The sequence below is a fragment of the Aromatoleum tolulyticum genome, assembly GCF_900156155.1.
Lineage (GTDB): Bacteria > Pseudomonadota > Gammaproteobacteria > Burkholderiales > Rhodocyclaceae > Aromatoleum > Aromatoleum tolulyticum.
In genome coordinates this window covers 130393-146850 of the sequence record NZ_FTMD01000001.1, presented here as the reverse complement: position 1 = coordinate 146850, position 16458 = coordinate 130393, and the positions used below count along the sequence as shown (strand labels likewise).

Annotated in this window: 9 protein-coding genes; 4 read left to right on the top strand and 5 right to left on the bottom strand. The window is 65.3% G+C overall.

What is annotated here, in order from left to right:
- Positions 1–55: 55 nt before the first annotated feature.
- The 5 genes from BW991_RS00635 to BW991_RS00615 form a co-directional block, all read right to left on the bottom strand.
- Positions 56–3166, bottom strand: a complete 3111-nt coding sequence (locus BW991_RS00635) for a type I restriction endonuclease subunit R (RefSeq protein ID WP_076600167.1) — start codon at positions 3164–3166, stop codon at positions 56–58.
- A complete protein-coding gene (locus BW991_RS00630; RefSeq protein ID WP_076600166.1) occupies positions 3163–5022 on the bottom strand; it encodes a GmrSD restriction endonuclease domain-containing protein in 1860 nt (619 codons plus the stop codon). Before BW991_RS00630 ends, BW991_RS00635 begins: the two co-directional genes overlap by 4 nt.
- Positions 5019–6389, bottom strand: coding sequence for a restriction endonuclease subunit S (locus tag BW991_RS00625; RefSeq protein WP_084204908.1), 1371 nt, complete (start codon positions 6387–6389; stop codon positions 5019–5021). The genes BW991_RS00630 and BW991_RS00625 overlap by 4 nt, the downstream gene beginning before the upstream one ends.
- Positions 6386–7297, bottom strand: a complete 912-nt coding sequence (locus BW991_RS00620) for an Abi family protein (RefSeq protein WP_076600165.1) — start codon at positions 7295–7297, stop codon at positions 6386–6388. The genes BW991_RS00625 and BW991_RS00620 overlap by 4 nt, the downstream gene beginning before the upstream one ends.
- 138 nt (positions 7298–7435) lie before the next feature.
- Positions 7436–9277: a type I restriction-modification system subunit M gene (locus tag BW991_RS00615; protein WP_076600164.1), complete on the bottom strand. Its 1842-nt coding sequence runs from the start codon at positions 9275–9277 to the stop codon at positions 7436–7438.
- Between the two features lie 602 nt (positions 9278–9879).
- On the opposite strand from BW991_RS00615, the gene BW991_RS00610 reads away from it, so the two are divergent.
- The 4 genes from BW991_RS00610 to BW991_RS00595 all read left to right on the top strand — a co-directional run bounded on the left by BW991_RS00610 (position 9880) and on the right by BW991_RS00595 (position 16453).
- Positions 9880–10581, top strand: coding sequence for a TetR/AcrR family transcriptional regulator (locus tag BW991_RS00610; protein WP_076600163.1), 702 nt, complete (start codon positions 9880–9882; stop codon positions 10579–10581).
- 90 nt (positions 10582–10671) lie between these two features.
- Positions 10672–13161 carry an acyl-CoA dehydrogenase gene (locus BW991_RS00605; RefSeq protein WP_076600162.1) on the top strand — a complete coding sequence of 830 codons (2490 nt, stop codon included), beginning with the start codon at positions 10672–10674 and terminating at the stop codon, positions 13159–13161.
- Between the two features lie 11 nt (positions 13162–13172).
- Complete coding sequence (locus BW991_RS00600) at positions 13173–14453, top strand: acetyl-CoA C-acetyltransferase (protein WP_076600161.1); 1281 nt, start codon at positions 13173–13175, stop codon at positions 14451–14453.
- Positions 14453–16453, top strand: a complete 2001-nt coding sequence (locus BW991_RS00595; protein ID WP_076600160.1) for a 3-hydroxyacyl-CoA dehydrogenase NAD-binding domain-containing protein — start codon at positions 14453–14455, stop codon at positions 16451–16453. The genes BW991_RS00600 and BW991_RS00595 overlap by 1 nt, the downstream gene beginning before the upstream one ends.
- The last annotated feature ends 5 nt before the right edge of the window (positions 16454–16458 follow it).

The window sequence follows — 16458 nt, the reverse complement described above, 5'->3', positions numbered from 1 at the left end:
CGCTGAAGACGCTTCTTCCTCCGTCACTGCCTCAACTCCCCAATCGAACGTTCCGTTATCGAGAGAGCGGCTGAGGATTGCTGCGACCTCGCAGTGCCTCGTACAGCTGCCCCGGTCCGAGCAAGGTGTCCAGTAGGCCCTCGCGGACTCGCTCGGACCCCAGTGCCTGGGTGCTCATAGTCGTGTGCGCATCAAGTGCATCCATGATGGCGTGCAGCAATGCCTGCGACAGGTCGGGGGAGTTGGCGAACTGCTGCTTGCTGTTGTTGGCGGCCTGCTGGATGAGCGTTTCGTTCTCCAGCAGCTTGCCCTTCAGGACGCCATTGACGTAGACGAGCTGGTCGTCGTCCGAGAGCTCGCCTTCGAAGAGGCCATTCACCTTCGCGATGATTTCCTCCAGCAGCGCCTTTTCCTTCTCATTGAGGCTGCCGCTGCCGGTTTCGCTCATCGGTGGCAGCTTCGGGGTCTCGCCTTCATTCAGGTTCAGCGTCTGTCGCCCCTTGTCCCTGAGCGTGTGGTGCGTCAGGACCACCTTCGAGAGGTCCACCGTATCGCGTTCGCGGCCGAAGTCGAGCAACGGAATCAGGCGCTTGTAGAAGATGAAGCGCTTCTCGATGTCGGTGTTGCCGTAGTCGAATACCTGCGACAGGAAGGCGTAGAGCCGGTTGAAGGCGCCCATGTCGCCCTTAAACAGGACGAGCACGTCCATCGCATCCTTGGCGGCTTGGGCTGCCTCCTCATCGTGGTTTGCCAACGCGGCGGCGAACTCCGTCCGGAGGGCTTTGTAGCGCTTCAACAGGCGGTCTGCGACCGGGGCAATCGCGGCAGTGAGCTGCGCCTGCGTGCCCTTCGGGCCGGTCTCCACCTGCGCCACACGGTCGACCTCGAAACTGTCGTAATAGCCGCTCGCGTCGAGCTTCGCGCGCAGGTCGAAGACGAGGTTCGGGTCGGTGGCCGCCTCCAGCTGGGCGGTCTCGTAGTAGGTTTTGAAGGCCGCGAGAATGTCCGCCGGTTCGTTGACGAAATCGAGGATGTAGGTCGTGTCCTTGCTCGGGTAGGCACGGTTCAGGCGCGACAGCGTTTGCACGGCCTGGATGCCCGCGAGCCGCTTGTCGACGTACATGCCGCACAGCAGGGGCTGGTCGAAGCCGGTCTGGTACTTGTTCGCGACGAGCAGCAGGTGGTAGTTCGCCTCGGCAAACGCGTCACGAATGTCGCGTCCCTTGAGCCCGGGGTTTAGCGACTTGCTGTGTTCGGTGACCGGGTCGGGATAGCTGTCCGGGTCGTTGATTTCGCCCGAGAAGGCCACTAGGACCCCCAGTGCGTACTGCCGCTTCTCGATGTAGGCTGTGATGGCTTTCTGCCAGCGCACGGCCTCCTTGCGGCTGCTCACGACCACCATCGCCTTGGCCTTGCCATTCAAGAGCGGCTGCACGTTCTCGCGGAAGTGCTCGACAACGACCTGCACCTTCTGCGAGATGTTGTAGGGGTGCAGGCGCACCCACTGCATGATGCCCTTGAGCGCCTCGGACTTCTCGACTTGCTTCTCGTCGTATTCCTGCCCGTTGTTGGCGAGCTTGAAGGCGAGCTTGTAGGTCGTGTAGTTCTTCAGCACGTCGAGGATGAACTCCTCCTCGATGGCCTGGCGCATCGAATATACGTGGAAGGGCTCGGGAAGTCCGTCGGGCCCGGGTCTTCCGAACAGCTCCAGGGTCTTCTGCTTCGGTGTTGCCGTGAAGGCGATGTAGGTGAGGCCCTTGTCCTGCGCGGCCTTGGCGGACATCTGCGCCGCCAGCAGCGTCTCAGTGTCAATTTCGCCGCCGTCCTGCAGTTCCGCAAGCTCTTCCGCCGAGAGCACCTGTTTCAGCTTCGCCGCCGCCTCACCGGTCTGCGAGCTGTGCGCTTCGTCGGCAATCACCGCGAAGCGTTTCCCCTCGGTGGCCGACAGCTTCTGCACCGCTTCCAGTGCGAACGGGAAGGTCTGGATGGTGCAGACGATGATTTTCTTGCCGTCCTTCAGCGCCTGCGAGAGCTGGGCGCTCTTGCTGCCGTTATCGTCGGTGATGGTGGCGACTACACCCGTCGTGCGCTGGAAGTCGAAGATGGCCTCCTGCAACTGGGCGTCGAGAACCGTGCGGTCCGACACCACCAGCACGCTATCAAACACCTTGTTGTGTTGCGCGTCGTGCAGGTCGGCGAGGAAGTGGGCCGTCCAGGCAATTGAGTTCGTCTTGCCTGAGCCCGCCGAATGCTGAATCAGATAGCGCTGGCCGGCACCGTTTGCGAGCACGTCGGCCACCAGTTTGCGCGTGGCGTCGAGCTGGTGATAACGGGGAAAGATGACGGCGGTGAGCTGCTTCTTGTCGTTACGCTGGCCGATGAGGTAACGGCCGAGGATTTCCAGCCAGCTGTCGCGCTGCCAGACCTCCTGCCACAGGTACCGGGTGGCGAAGCCGAAGGGGTTGGGTGGGTTGCCGGCGCCACCCGCGTTACCTTGGTTAAAGGGCAGAAAACGGGTGGCCGTCCCGGCGAGCCGCGTCGTCATCATCACTTCGGACTGGCTGACCGCGAAGTGGACCAACGCGCCGCCGGGGAAGCTCAGCAGCGGTTCCGCCAGCCCGCCCTTCGGAGCCGGGTTGCGGTCGAAGCGGTACTGGTCGACCGCATCGCCAACGCTCTGGGTGAAATCCGATTTCAGCTCGGCGGTCGCGACCGGGATGCCGTTGACGAACAGCACCAGGTCGAGAGCGTCCTTCGGATTGTTCAGCGAGTGATGCACCTGCCGCACCACGCGCAGCCGGTTGGCGGCGTAGGCCTGCTGGATGGCCGGATTGATACTCAGGGCGGGCTTGAACTGCACCAGCGACAGGGGTTTCTTCAGACCGACCATTTCGACGCCGCGCCGCAGCACTTCCAGCGTGCCGTGGTCGTTGAGGCACTTGCGCACCCGCTCGGCCAGCACTCTGGCAAAGTTTGCGCCATGCGTCTTCGCAAGCTGCTGCCAGCTCTCTGGCTGGGTCGCCTCGAGCCACGCGAGCAGGTCGGGCAGGAAGAGGGCGTTCTGTCGGTCGTAGTGGGCGGCGTCGCCTTCCACGTAGAGCCAGCCGTGTCCGCCAAGGTGCTCGCAAATGGCGGACTCGAAGTGGATTTCCTGGTGCAGGTTCATGCCGCTTGAGCCTCGTCCTCATCCTCCTCGTAGGCTCCGACCTCCGAAGCTGCAAGGGCCTCGGCCTGCTGAACGTCCTTGCCCATGGCCTGGCCAATCAACATTAGCAAGGCTTGCTTGCGGTGCGCATAGAAGCCGTGGAAGTCGTCGCTGCGAAGCAGACTGGGGTCGATAGCATGCGTCCGCAGGATGGAATCCATGGCGGCATCGTCAATCTTGACCTGCTCATGCTTTTGCAGCTTGGCGAGGTAGGCCGAAGGCGCTACACCGCCAATCATGCGGTTGGCCTTGTAGGACAGTGGGGTCTTATTGACCACCGTGTTGTATTGCTTCCTGCTGATGCGCTCGTTCTCGCACCAGTTCTGCGGAAAGATGTGGTGGATGTCGAGCGCCACATCTTCTGAATCCAACTCGGAGATGGTGCCCTTCCAGAAGAAGTCGGCCGCCTTGCTACGCAGGAGCAGCACGTTAAGGCCCTTGTACGCCGCGCTCAGGCGCGAGGTCATACGGTCGAGGCGGTCGGGCCGGAAGGCTGCGTCATGAATCGTGCGCGGTTCGGCTGCTTCGTCGTCGCCTTCAATCCAGGTCAGCAGGTCCTCCATATCGTTGGCGATGCGAGTCTCGACCGCGCCGCCGTAAAGCTCGCCGAGCACGCCGCACCAGTACCAGCGCACCAGCTTGTCGTAGATGCGAGGCTCCTTCCACCGTTCCTCAAGCAGCGCCAGGACGGCGGCGAGCGGAGCCAGCTGTGTGCGATAAGGCAGGTCGCGCGCATCGCGCACGCACTCACGCTTCAGGAGCTTCGCCGCGCGTTTGAAGCCCTCTTCGGCGGCATCGGCCCACTCCTTGTAGGCTGCCAGCGGCATCTCCAGAATCGTGGCGCGCTTGGCGCTGACGGGCGTCATCTGCTTGCCAGTCTTGCCGGCGACCAGGTCGGCTTGCCTGCACTTCAGCGTATGCAGCATTGCAATCGCCTGCAGGAAATCGGTGGACTCCAACACCGTCAGCACCGGTTCCTTCGCCAGCCGTTTCTGGCGCGAGTCGACTTTGCGCGCCCCGCTACCGAACCAGTCGTCGCGCAGGTTGTAGCCGTCGGCTGCATAGGTGGCGGTGACCAATTCGAAGACATTCAGCGGCACGCCACCGGTGTTCACCTTCTCGAACACGAGGCACACCGCCTCCTTGCTCGTGGTCTTGTGTAGTTGGATGACCGGCAGCTGGTAGCCGCGGAAGGCCTGCAAGACCTGCTTGCGGAACTTCATGTACGTGGCGAACTGTTCGGGGCACGCCTCCTGCAGGCCCTCTTCCCAAGCATCGGAGTTGAGCGTCTGGCGGCAGGGAAAGTACAGCTGCTGGTATTCCTTCTCTGGCGTCGAGAGGTCCAGCTTGATGTCCCGACCGAAGTTCTCGCGAACGCACTTGTCGGCCTCTACGGCGATGATGGCCTCGTCCAGCGACTCCACGCCTTCTAGCGCCCTCTGGATGTCCCAGTAGTAGTGGCGCTCGATGGCGCGACCCTTCTCGTTGCGTGTGGCCACCGGCGCGTCGATGGCGAGCACCTGCGTCAGCGTGGTCAGGCGCTGCTGGCCATCCAGAATCAGCAGCTCGGCCGCCGAAGCGTTCGCCGGCAGCTTCACGCCTTCCACCGGTCGAATCTGGAAGCGCGTCTCGCCGCCGGTTTCCAGCAGCATCACGGCGCCCACCGGGAACGAGCGCGCGATGCTCACCAGCAGGCTGCGCACATGGCTGTCGTCCCATACCCAGCCGCGCTGAAAGTCCGGCAACTGAATCTTGCCGATGCTCACGTCCTTGAGGACGTCGTCCAGCGAGCGTTTGGTGCTGTCGAATTGGCTCATATGGTCAGTTCCTCCCGTATGTTCTTGGTTGGCGGTACAACACTGCGCACGTCGATTTGGCCGGTGACGGCAGCGGCGATGAGCGCGCTGCGGCGTTCTTTAAATAGAGTGACTGCGCGCTCGGCCTCTCGCCGAAGGGCTTCCAACTGGGCTGCCTGAGTCCTAACGAAGGATGCGATGTCCTGCTGTTCCCCGAGAGGAGGAACGGGCACATACAGGTCCTTAACGTTGCCGCAATTTAGATGAGGATGAAGTGCTCCGGTCTGAATGGACAAGAGACTGTGCAGCCCGAAGTTCGAATTCAGTACGAGTGCGAGCCAGTCGCCGGCTACCACGCTCGCAACGGGCGAGACAATGATGAGCGCGTGGCAGTTGCATCCTGCGAACTCATCGGATACGGCCGCCACTTGTCCAATGTCGCCTGTCTGCACAATGAGCACGTCACCAACAGCCAGTATTGACTTCTTGTGCTCGCGGCTCCATTCCTCACGGACGTAGTAAGGCACGTTGAAACTGATGCAGCCGCTCTTGATGTGGAGGGACTGAAGGTAGCGAACTCCGTCATCTACCAGGATGTCCCGAGTGGGGCCGACATAGCCGTTCGTAATCTTCGTGCTGAGCGACGAAATGCTGCGAAGCTCCCAATGCGCTGGCACCTCTCCCAGCCACGCCAGGCCGGAGTCCTTCATCGGGGCGTCGGGATTGAGGCCTTTCGTGACGGCGTGGGAAATGGTGGCCTGCCGCTTCTCACCCAGCAGGGCGATAAGCTTTTCCTGCTCGGCAATCAGCGAATCGATTTTGGCCGTTTCGCGGTCGAGGAAACTTACCACTGCGTCCTGCTCTTCTACTGGAGGCAGCGCGAATCGAAGCGCCGCGATGTCTGGCATGTAAATCGTGTTGTGCGTGGACCCCATCATGAGGCGTACAAACTCACCACGCATTGCACGGAAGACATGAAGCAGGAACCGTGGGCGCAACGAGGAGCTGCATACCCAGTTTGCGAAATCCTGCGTGGTGGCCATTTCGACCCCCATGATGGCAGAGAAGCCGACGGAGGCCGTTCGTGAGAGCATGACAGTGCCGGCGGGTAAACGACGTGCCGAAGAATTTTGGAGGCCGAGTTCGCTCACCTTCTCCTTCGTGTCGTAGATGACGTCCGCGCCGCCCCGACGGATTTGCGAAACGTCCGCCAAGGTGAACCACGGCACCGAGCAGTCTTCCCACCAGTCGGGCCTGTTCCGGCTTGGAGTGTGGCCGGACTCAAGACGAGCGGCGAGCCGAATTGGCATGACAGTCCAGTGTGTCGGCACGTCCCTCAGCCACTCCACCCTGCTGTCCTTGTACTCGGGATACCGTGGCAGGCTCATTCCACCTCCCTCCACAGCCGTGTTTCCCGCCAGTGGTCGGGAAAACCCATCGCCGCCGGGTCGATTTCGGGGTGGGCGGCGAGCAGTTGGTGAATCTCACGTCGCCAGTGGTGCGCCGGGCTGAGTAGGTCGAGCAGGTAGGCCAGCATGGTGAGGGTGTTGTAAATAAGCTGCGGCTCGCCGGGGTTGAAGTCGCTGGCGATGTGCCGGGGTTTCTTGGTGGGCAGCGTGAAGCGCAGCGCGAAGCGGCGGTTCCAGACTCGGCCGTGGTGGGCGCAGTGATTGCGCACCACAGTCAGGTGGTGGGCGAAGGAGATGAGCACGCGCTCATCGAGCCCGTATTGGTCGGCGATGTGCTGTCGGTCTTCCGGCTTGGCAAGGTTCTTGAGCCAGCGTGAAAGATGACCGAGGGTCATCAGCTCGCAGGCAACCCAGATGGGCGGGGAAGCCAGTTCCGGGTAGCGTTCGCGGTAGTGCTTGGCGAAAGTCTCGCGGCTGCGCTGATATTCCTTGCGCAGCTCTTCCTGGCTTCGTTGCCAGTCCCCGCGGTCCTTGAAGCGCGCAGCCTCGTCTTGGGCGAAGGGCCCGTAGCGCAGCGCCAGTGTCTGGGCCAGGGTGGTGCGCAGAGAGATTTCGATGCGCTCGATGGCGTCGAGTAGCAGCAGGCGCAACTCGCGGTCGAAGACGTAGATGGCGAGCACCGTCTCGAAATCGGTGCCGGCGACGAAGGCGTGGGCGTCGCCATTGTCCGGCGCGGTCTCAAAGGGCAGCCAGTAGGCGCGCAGCCGGTAGTAGTTGATGTGGGTGAGGTAGTGCCGGGCGCGCGGGCGGTCCGCGATGGCCACGCCGCGTTGGACCAGCAGGTCGATTTGTCCGTCGACAGTGAGGGCCGGCTTACTGAACGCCATTTCCGACCCCGTAAACGAGAAACCCGCCTGGTGCGCATCGTGGAGAGGCGTGGCGGGTGTTGTTGGCAATAGGATACGTAATGCGCGCGCGAATGTCCACCGCGCAGAATCCGCTTTGCATGAATCGCACGGCAGCCCTCATTCCGCCAGCCCCTCCAGCATCTTCATGATGCGGGCCGTGACCGCCTTCAGTTCCTCGTCGATGGCGTGCAGACTGCGCGGCGGCTCGAAGACGTAGAAGTGACGATTGAACGGAATCTCGTAGCCGACCTTGTTTTTCTCCTCGTCCACCCAGGCGTCCGGCGCGTGGGGCAGCACTTCGCGCTTGAAGTAGGCGCCGATGTCCTCGGTCAGCGGCACGTTCTCGGTGTCGCGCAATGCGCTGTCGGGCTGGGGTTTGCCCTTCTGCTTGCCCTTGAGCCCCAGCACCACGTTGCCGTGCTCGTCGCGCAGCGGGCGTTCGACGGTGATGGTGGTGTAGCCGAACTCCTCGTTACGGAAGATGCGTGCGATGGGCACGCGCTTGAGTCGTCCGCCCCCGGGGGCCGTGGGCGGTGTATCGGTATTGGTGACGAGTTGCGGCTCTCCCAGTTGCGCGCCTTCCGCATCAAATGCCGTGACCAGTTCGGCCTCGGTGAAGTCACCGAACAGGCGGGTGACGATGGCGATGTGGGCCTCGCTCATCTCCTTGCGTTTGCTGCCCAAGCTCTTGCGCATCCTCTGCCAGAAGCTGCTGGCGTCGATGAGCTGCACGTAGCCCTTACGGTCCTCCGGCTTGCGGTTGGACAGAATCCAGACGTAGGTGCTGATGCCCGTGTTGTAAAACATGTCGGTGGGCAGTCCGACGATGGCCTCCACCAGGTCGTTTTCCAGTACGTAGCGGCGAATTTCGCTCTCGCCACTGCCGGCGCCGCCGGTAAATAGCGGGGAGCCGTTGAGCACGATGCCGAAGCGGCTGCCGCCATCCTTCGCGGGGCGCATCTTAGACAGCAGGTGCATCAGGAATAGCATCGAGCCGTCGCTGACCCGCGGCAGGCCCGGGCCGAAGCGGCCGTCGAAGCCCTTCTGCTCGTGCTCCTGGCGGACGACCTTCTCGACCTTCTTCCACTCCACGCCGAAGGGCGGGTTGGAGAGCATGTAGTCGAACTTGCGGTTGGTGTGGCCGTCGTCGCTGAGTGTGTTGCCGGCGACGATGTTTTCCACCGGTTGGCCCTTGATGAGCATGTCTGCCTTGCAGATGGCGTAGGACTCGTCGTTGAGTTCCTGGCCATACATCGTCAGCCGTGCCTGCGGGTTGTGCTCCAGCAGGTACTCGCCCGCCACCGAGAGCATCCCGCCGGTGCCGGCGGTGGGGTCGTAGATGGTGCGCACCACGGCATTGCCCGGAGTGAGCACATCGCCGTCCTCGATGAGCAGTAGGTTCACCATCAGGCGGATGACTTCACGCGGGGTGAAGTGCTCACCCGCGGTTTCATTCGAGATTTCGGCGAACTTGCGAATCAGCTCCTCGAACACCAGCCCCATGGTGGCGTTGTCGACCGCCTCGGGATGCAGGTCGATATTGGCGAACTTCTCGGTGACGAGGTACAGCAGGTTCGCCTTCGCCAGGCGCTCGACCTGCGTGTAGAAGTCGAAGCGCTCGAAGATGTCGCGGGCTGCCGGAGAGAAGGCCTGAACGTAGGCGTAAAGGTTCTGGCGGATGTGGTCTTGGTCGCCCAGCAGCTTGACCAGGTCGAGCGGAGAGGTGTTGTAGAAGCTCTGTCCCGCCTTGCGGATGAGGAATGCGTCGGGGTTCAGCCCTGCCTTGGTCTTGGTTTCGAACTCGGCCAGGACGGCGAGCTTGGTCGCCTCCAGCACGCAGTCCAGGCGACGCAGTACGGTGAAGGGCAGGATGACCTTGCCGTATTCGGACTGCCTGTAGTCGCCGCGCAGCAGGTCGGCGACCGACCAGATGAAGGAAGAGAGGGCTTGGTGGTTCATGTGGGGTGTCGATGTGTTGGTTCCGTGCAAGGCCGAAGGCAGCCCTGCCGCCCGCCTTGTCAGCCCGAAGCGGTGGTTAGCCCGTGACTATATCGCGGCTTGATAACCGGTAGGCATCCCGCTGGCTGCCGGTGCAGTGTCGGTGCCCAGCCACAGGGTGCGTTGGCGCGGCCCGTCGGGCGGCACCGGGGCGCAACTCAGCTTTATTTTGAAATCCGAGTAGTGAGCTCAACTTTATTTTGTAAACGGGGTGAATCTGCCGACTTTTTGGGCGGCTAGCACCTTCGGCGGTGCCGTGTCACCGTCAGCAGCCGTCGGTGATGCGGTGGTCGGCCCATGGCGGATACGTGCGAATTGAAATCTGAGATGGAATGTAGTCCTTCACTGATGGGCGGTTCAGGGCAGCGTACATTCCAGATGACTGGGGCGGGCGCTGGCGCCTGCCGCTGCCACCTCAGATTTGTTTATCAGCTCAAGTTTGTTTCGCAGGGCTCAGGTTTCAATTTCTACTCACCATCGTGTCCGGTGGAAGCGATCAATATTTCTTGACTTCCCATCAATGAAACGTATGATTAAAACAATCGTTTGATTGATGATCTGTCATGCGCGCACCCACCGAACGCCAATCCGCCTCCGAAACCCGCGACCGCATCCTCGATGCGGCCGAGGCGCTGTTCGTCGAGCATGGCTTCGAGGCGACGACGATGCGCATGATCACGAGCCGCGCCGACGCCAATATCGCCGCGGTGAACTATCACTTCGGCAGCAAGGACGCGCTGATTCAGGAAGTCTTCAAGCGGCGGCTCACCGAGCTGAACCGGCGACGGCTCGCAGCGCTCGACCGGCAGGAGGCCGAGGCCGGCGGGGCGCCGTTGAAGCCCAGCCGCATCGTCGAGGCCTTCTTCGGCACCGCGCTGGAGATGGCGGCGGATACCGCGCACGGCGGCCACACTTTCATGCGCCTGCTCGGTCGAACCTATACCGAGCCCAATGGTTTCGTGCGCCAGTTCCTAGCCGAGGAATACGCCGAGGCGGTCGAGCGCTTCCTCGCTGCGCTGTACCGCGCACTGCCCGACGTGCCGCGCGAGGAAATCCTGTGGCGCTTCCATTTCATGATGGGGGCGATGTCCTACGCGATCGCCGGCACCGACGCGCTGCAGCTTTTCGCCGGCAAGTTCGACGACGCGGCGCCCGAGCGGCTGTTGCCGCGGCTGATGTCCTTCCTGCTCGGCGGCCTGCGCGCGCCGCTGCCGGGGCAGGGTGTGCCGGGGGAGAACGGCAGGGGCGCGCCGACGCGCCAATGAGTTGAATGCAGGCCCGTCCGGGGCGGCACAGCGCGGCGCAGACCGCGGCCGGCCGGGCGCAGGCGGTTCGAAAACGTTCAGGAGACGACAATGATCTGGTGGTTCATCGCTTTGCTCCCTCCCTTGGCAGTCGCGCTCGCCTACGGGCGAGCGCCCCTTTTTGCCTGGGCCGGGGTCGGGTTGGTCTGGCTGGCGGCGGCCGGCTGGGCCGGAGGCTGGGCGCCGGCGGCGATCGTCGCGGCGCTGGTGGTGTTCGCAGCCGTGATGGCGGTCTTCCTGTTGCGGCCCGTGCGCCGCGCGCTGGTGACGGCGCCGGTGTTCCGCGCCTTCCGCGCAGCGCTGCCGTCGATGTCGCAGACCGAGCGCGACGCGCTGGAGGCCGGCACGGTGTGGTGGGAGGGCGAACTCTTCCGCGGCGCGCCGGCGTGGTCGAAGCTGCTCGCCTATCCGTGGCCGAAGCTCACCGCCGAGGAGCGCGCCTTCCTCGACAACGAGACCGGCGAGCTGTGCCGGCTCACCAACGACTGGCAGGACAACCTGCGCCAGGACCTGTCGCCCGAGGTGTGGCAGTACATCAAGGACAAGGGCTTCCTCGGCATGATCATCCCGAAGGAGTACGGCGGGAAGGGCTTCTCGGCCTACGCGCACTCGCAGGTCGTGACCAAGCTGTCGACGCGCGCCTCGGCTCCGGCGATCACGGTGATGGTGCCGAACTCGCTCGGGCCGGCGGAACTGCTGCTGCACTACGGCACTCCGGAGCAGAAATCCCATTACCTGCCGCGCCTCGCGAAGGGGCTGGAGATCCCGGCCTTCGCGCTGACGAGCCCGTGGGCGGGCTCGGACGCGGCGTCGATTCCCGATGCGGGCGTGGTGTGCAAGGGGCAGTGGCAGGGGCGCGAGGTGCTGGGCATGCGCGTGTCCTTCGACAAGCGCTACATCACGCTCGCGCCGGTGTGCACGGTGTTCGGGCTGGCGTTCCGCCTGTACGACCCGGACGGCCTGCTCGGCAAGGAGCCGGACTTGGGCATCACCTGCGCGCTGGTGCCGGCCGAGCACCCGGGCGTCGATACCGGCCGTCGCCACTTCCCGCTCAACGGCATCTGGATGAACGGGCCGGTGCGCGGCAAGGACGTCTTCATGCCGCTGGAGTTCATCATCGGCGGGCCGAAGATGGCCGGGCAGGGCTGGCGCATGCTGATGGAGTGCCTCGCGGCGGGCCGTTCGATCTCGTTGCCGGGCTCCAACACCGGCATGCAGAAGATGACCGCGCGTGCGGTCGGCGCCTATGCGCGGGTGCGCTACCAGTTCAAGACCGCGATCGGTCGATTCGAGGGCGTCGAGGAGGCGCTCACCCGCATCGGCGCGAACACCTATCTAAGCGACGCGGCGCGCGTGATGACGGCCGGCGCGATCGACCTCGGCGAGAAGCCCTCGGTGGTGTCCGCGATCGTGAAGTACCACGTCACCGAGCGCGCGCGCCAGACCGTCAATGACGGCATGGACGTGGTCGGCGGCAAGGGCATCTGCCTCGGGCCGCAGAACATGCTGGGGCGCGCCTACCAGCAGATCCCGGTGGGCATCACCGTCGAGGGCGCGAACATCCTCACGCGCAGCCTGATCCTCTTCGGCCAGGGGGCGATCCGCTGCCATCCCTATGTGCTCGACGAGATGCACGCGGCGCAGGCGAAGGACCTCGCCGCCTTCGACGAGGCCTTGTGGGGCCACGTCGGCTACACGGTATCGAACGCCGCGCGCGCGCTGGTGATGGGGCTCACCGGCTCGCACTTCGTTGCCGCACCGGACAACATTGCCCCCGAGACGCGGCGCTACTATCAGCAGCTCACGCGTTTCTCGGCCGCCTTCGCCTTCCTCTCGGACATCTCGATGGGCACGATGGGCGGCGCGCTGAAGCGCAAGGAGAAGCTCTCGGCGCGCCTCGGCGACATCCTGTCGCTGATGTACCTCGCCTCGGCGGTGCTGCGCCGCTACGAGGCCGAAGGGCGGCAGGCCGCGGATGCGCCGCTGATGCACTGGGCGATCTGGGACTGCATGTTCAAGGCGCAGAACGCCTTCGAGGGCGTGATCGCGAACTTCCCCAACAAGCTCTTCGCGACGCTCCTGCGCCGCATCGTGGTGTTCCCGCTCGGGCGGCCCTACGTCGTGCCGTCCGACCAGTTGGGGCACGAGGTCGCGAAGCTGCTGATCGAGCCGTCGGCGACACGCGACCGCCTGACCTCCGACGTGTATCTCGCCAGCGATGTCGAGGAGCCGATCGGTGCGCTCGAAGCCGCGCTCGTCGCGACCATTGCCGCCGAGCCGATCGAGGCCAAGGTGCGCCACGCGCAGAAGGAAGGGCGTTTCGAGCCGGGTCTCATGATCGGCGGCGGCGTCGATGCGGTGTGGCAGCGCGCCCAGGAAGCCGGCGTGATCACCGCCGACGAGTTCGCGCTGCTGAAGCGCCGCGGCGAGCTGCGCGACAAGGTGATCAGGGTCGACGACTTCCCCTACGACTTCGGCCTGCGCGCCGCGCTCGCGCAGATCGAGCCGCAGGCGTCCGCCTCGGTCAAGGCCGCCGCATGAGCCGTAACAACATGAGTCGCGACATCTTCATCATCGACGGCGCGCGCACGCCTTTCCTGAAGTCGCGCAACACGCCGGGGCCGTTCGCGGCCGCCGATCTCGCGACCGCCGCGGGCGCGGCGCTGCTCGCGCGCCAGCGCTTCGCGCCGGACGAGCTGGACGAGGTGATCCTCGGCTGCGCGAGCCCGTCGCCCGATGAGGTCAACATCGGCCGCGTCGTCGCGCTGCGCATGGGCTGCGGGCAGAAGGTGCCAGGCTGGACGGTGATGCGGAACTGCGCCTCGGGCATGCAGGCGCTCGACTCGGCGATTGCCAACATCCACGCGGGGCGCTCGGAGCTCGTGCTCGCGGGCGGCGTCGATGCGCTGTCGCGCGCGCCGCTGCTGTTCTCCGATGCGATGGTGCGCTGGCTGTCGGGCTGGTACGCGACGAAGAGCGTCGGCGAGAAGCTCGCCGCGCTGCGCCGCTTCAGGCCGGGCTACCTCGCGCCGGTGATCGGCATCATGAAGGGCCTCACCGACCCCATCGTCGGCCAGCTGATGGGCCAGACCGCGGAGAACCTTGCGCACCGCTTCGGCATCTCGCGTGCCGACATGGACGCCTTCGCCGCGCGCAGCCACGCCCGCGTGCTCGGTGCGCGTGAGACTGGGCACTTTAGCGAGATCGTGCCGCTGATAAATCGCCACGGCACCGTGTACGCCGACGACGACGGCGTGCGCGCGGACTCGACCCCCGGGAACCTCGCGAAACTCAAACCCTTCTTCGACCGCAAGTACGGCCGCGTGACCGCCGGCAACAGCTCGCAGATCACCGACGGCGCCGCGTGGCTGGTGCTCGCGTCCGCAGAGGCGGTCGAGCGCCACGGCCTCACGCCGCTGGGGCGCATCGCCGACAGCCAGTGGGCGGGCCTCGACCCCGCGCAGATGGGCCTCGGGCCGGTGCATGCGGCGACACCGATGCTGCAGCGCCACGGTCTGGGGCTCACCGACATCGACGCGTGGGAGATCAACGAGGCCTTCGCCGCGCAGGTTATCGCCTGTTTGCGTGCGTGGGAAGACGCGGATTACTGCCGCGACGAGTTGGGTCTGGCCGACGCCTTCGGCCGCCTCGACGAAGCGAAGCTCAACGTAGACGGCGGCGCGATCGCGCTGGGCCATCCGGTCGGCGCGAGTGGCGCGCGCATCGTGCTGCACCTCTTGAACGTGCTGCGGCGGCAGGGCTGGAAGCGTGGCGTCGCGAGCATCTGCATCGGCGGCGGGCAGGGCGGCGCGATGCTGGTGGAGGCGCTGTGATGAGCGAATTCAGGCATCTGGTGCTTGCGCGCAAGGGCCTCAGTGGTGAAGAGGACGGCCTCGCGTGGCTGTATCTCGACCGTGCCGGGGCGAGCACGAACACGCTGTCGCGTGAACTGCTCGACGAGCTGGCCGCGGCCTTCGCGCAGCTCGAAGCCGATCCGCCCAAGGGGCTGATCATCGCGTCGGCGAAGCCGGCCGGATTCGTCGCCGGTGCCGACATCGAGGAGTTCACGCGCATCGACTCCGCGCAGGGCGCGCGCGATCTGGTGCAGCGCGGCTGGGAGCTCTTCAACTGGCTTGCGCGCCTGAAGTTTCCGACGCTGGCGCTGATCCGCGGCCATTGTCTGGGCGGCGGGCTGGAGCTCGCGCTCGCGTGCCGCTACCGTATCGTCGTCGACGAGCCCGCGACGAAGCTCGCGTTGCCCGAGGTGATGCTGGGCATCGTCCCCGGTTGGGGCGGCATGAAGCGCCTGCCCGAGCTGATCGGCCCGGCGGCGGCGCTCGACATGATGCTCACCGGCAAGAGCATGGACGCGCGCCGCGCGCACAAGCTGGGCCTTGCCGACGAATGCGTGCCGCCGCGCGTGATGGAGAACGCCGCGCGCATGTTGGTGCGCTCCGGCCAGGCGCGTCGCGCGCTGCCCTTCGGACAAAAGCTGCTGAACGGGCCGCTGAAGGCGATCGTCGCGAACAAGGCGCGCCGGCAGGTCGCCGCGAAGGCGCGGCGCGAGCACTACCCGGCGCCCTACGCGATCCTCGACATCTGGCAGAGGTACGGCGGCAACGCGCTCGCGGTGCCCGCCGACGATCCCGCTTCGCTGGAGGCGATCTTCCGCTCGCCGACCGCGAAGAACCTCGTGCGCGTGTTCTTCCTGCAGGAGCGGCTGAAGGGTTTCGGCAAGGACAATGATTTCGCCCCGCGCCACGTGCACGTCGTCGGCGCCGGTGTGATGGGCGGCGACATCGCCGCACTGTGCGCGTTCGCGGGCATGACGGTGACGCTGCAGGACCAGTCCGTCGAGCGCATCGCGCCGGCGGTCGCGCGCGCCGCCAAGTTCTTCGAGCGCAAGTTCCGCGGCGATGCGCGGCAGGTGCGTTTCGCGCTCGACCGCCTGATCCCCGACCCGCAGGGGCACGGCGCCGCGCGCGCGGACCTCGTGATCGAGGCGATCTTCGAGAACCTGGAGGCGAAGCGTGCGCTGTTCGCCGAGCTCGAACGGCGCGCGAAGCCCGACTCGGTGCTCGCGACCAACACCTCCAGCCTGCGCATCGAGGACATCGCATCGGCGCTCGCGGATCCGCACCGCCTCGTCGGCATCCACTTCTTCAACCCCGTCGCGCTGATGCCGCTCGTCGAGGTCGTGCGCGGCGAGGCGTCCGACGACGCGGCGCTGCGCCGTGCGGCGGCCTTCGTGCGGCGCATCGACAAGCTGCCGCTGCCGGTGAAGAGCGCGCCGGGCTTCCTGGTGAACGCGGTGCTGGGCCCCTACATGCTGGAGGCGCTGCGCTGCGTCGATGAGGGCTTGTCGCCCGAGACGGTCGACGCCGCCCTGGTCGCCTTCGGCATGCCGATGGGGCCGGTCGAACTGGTCGACACCGTCGGGCTGGACATCGCGGTCGCCGCCGGCAAGGCGCTCGCGGGCGACATTGCCGAGCCGCCGCGCCGGCTGATGGAGCTCGTCGCGGCCGGGCAGCTCGGCCGCAAGAGCGGCCAGGGCTACTACCGCTGGGTCGACGGCAAGGCGCAGAAAGGCGCCGTCGGGGCGATTCCGGCCGGGCTGGCAGAGCGCATCGTCGCGCCGCTCGTCGCGGCGGCACGGCGCTGTGTCGATCTCGGCGTGGTCGCCGATGCGGATCTCGCCGATGCCGGGGTGATATTCGGAACCGGCTTCGCCCCCTTTACGGGTGGGCCGCTGAATTATTCCCCTGAATCGGGGGAAACTTTGTCCGGCGCGGATTCCGGCGGCCGGGTTGGTGCTATCGTGCATGCTGGATGAGCATG

Coding starts and splice junctions, on each gene's coding strand:
- BW991_RS00610 (WP_076600163.1), top strand. CDS start 9,880: ATGCGCGCACCCACCGAACGCCAATCCGCCTCCGAAACCCGCGACCGC.
- BW991_RS00630 (WP_076600166.1), bottom strand. CDS start 5,022: ATGAGCCAATTCGACAGCACCAAACGCTCGCTGGACGACGTCCTCAAG.
- BW991_RS00605 (WP_076600162.1), top strand. CDS start 10,672: ATGATCTGGTGGTTCATCGCTTTGCTCCCTCCCTTGGCAGTCGCGCTC.
- BW991_RS00615 (WP_076600164.1), bottom strand. CDS start 9,277: ATGAACCACCAAGCCCTCTCTTCCTTCATCTGGTCGGTCGCCGACCTG.
- BW991_RS00595 (WP_076600160.1), top strand. CDS start 14,453: ATGAGCGAATTCAGGCATCTGGTGCTTGCGCGCAAGGGCCTCAGTGGT.
- BW991_RS00600 (WP_076600161.1), top strand. CDS start 13,173: ATGAGTCGCGACATCTTCATCATCGACGGCGCGCGCACGCCTTTCCTG.
- BW991_RS00635 (WP_076600167.1), bottom strand. CDS start 3,166: ATGAACCTGCACCAGGAAATCCACTTCGAGTCCGCCATTTGCGAGCAC.
- BW991_RS00620 (WP_076600165.1), bottom strand. CDS start 7,297: ATGGCGTTCAGTAAGCCGGCCCTCACTGTCGACGGACAAATCGACCTG.
- BW991_RS00625 (WP_084204908.1), bottom strand. CDS start 6,389: ATGAGCCTGCCACGGTATCCCGAGTACAAGGACAGCAGGGTGGAGTGG.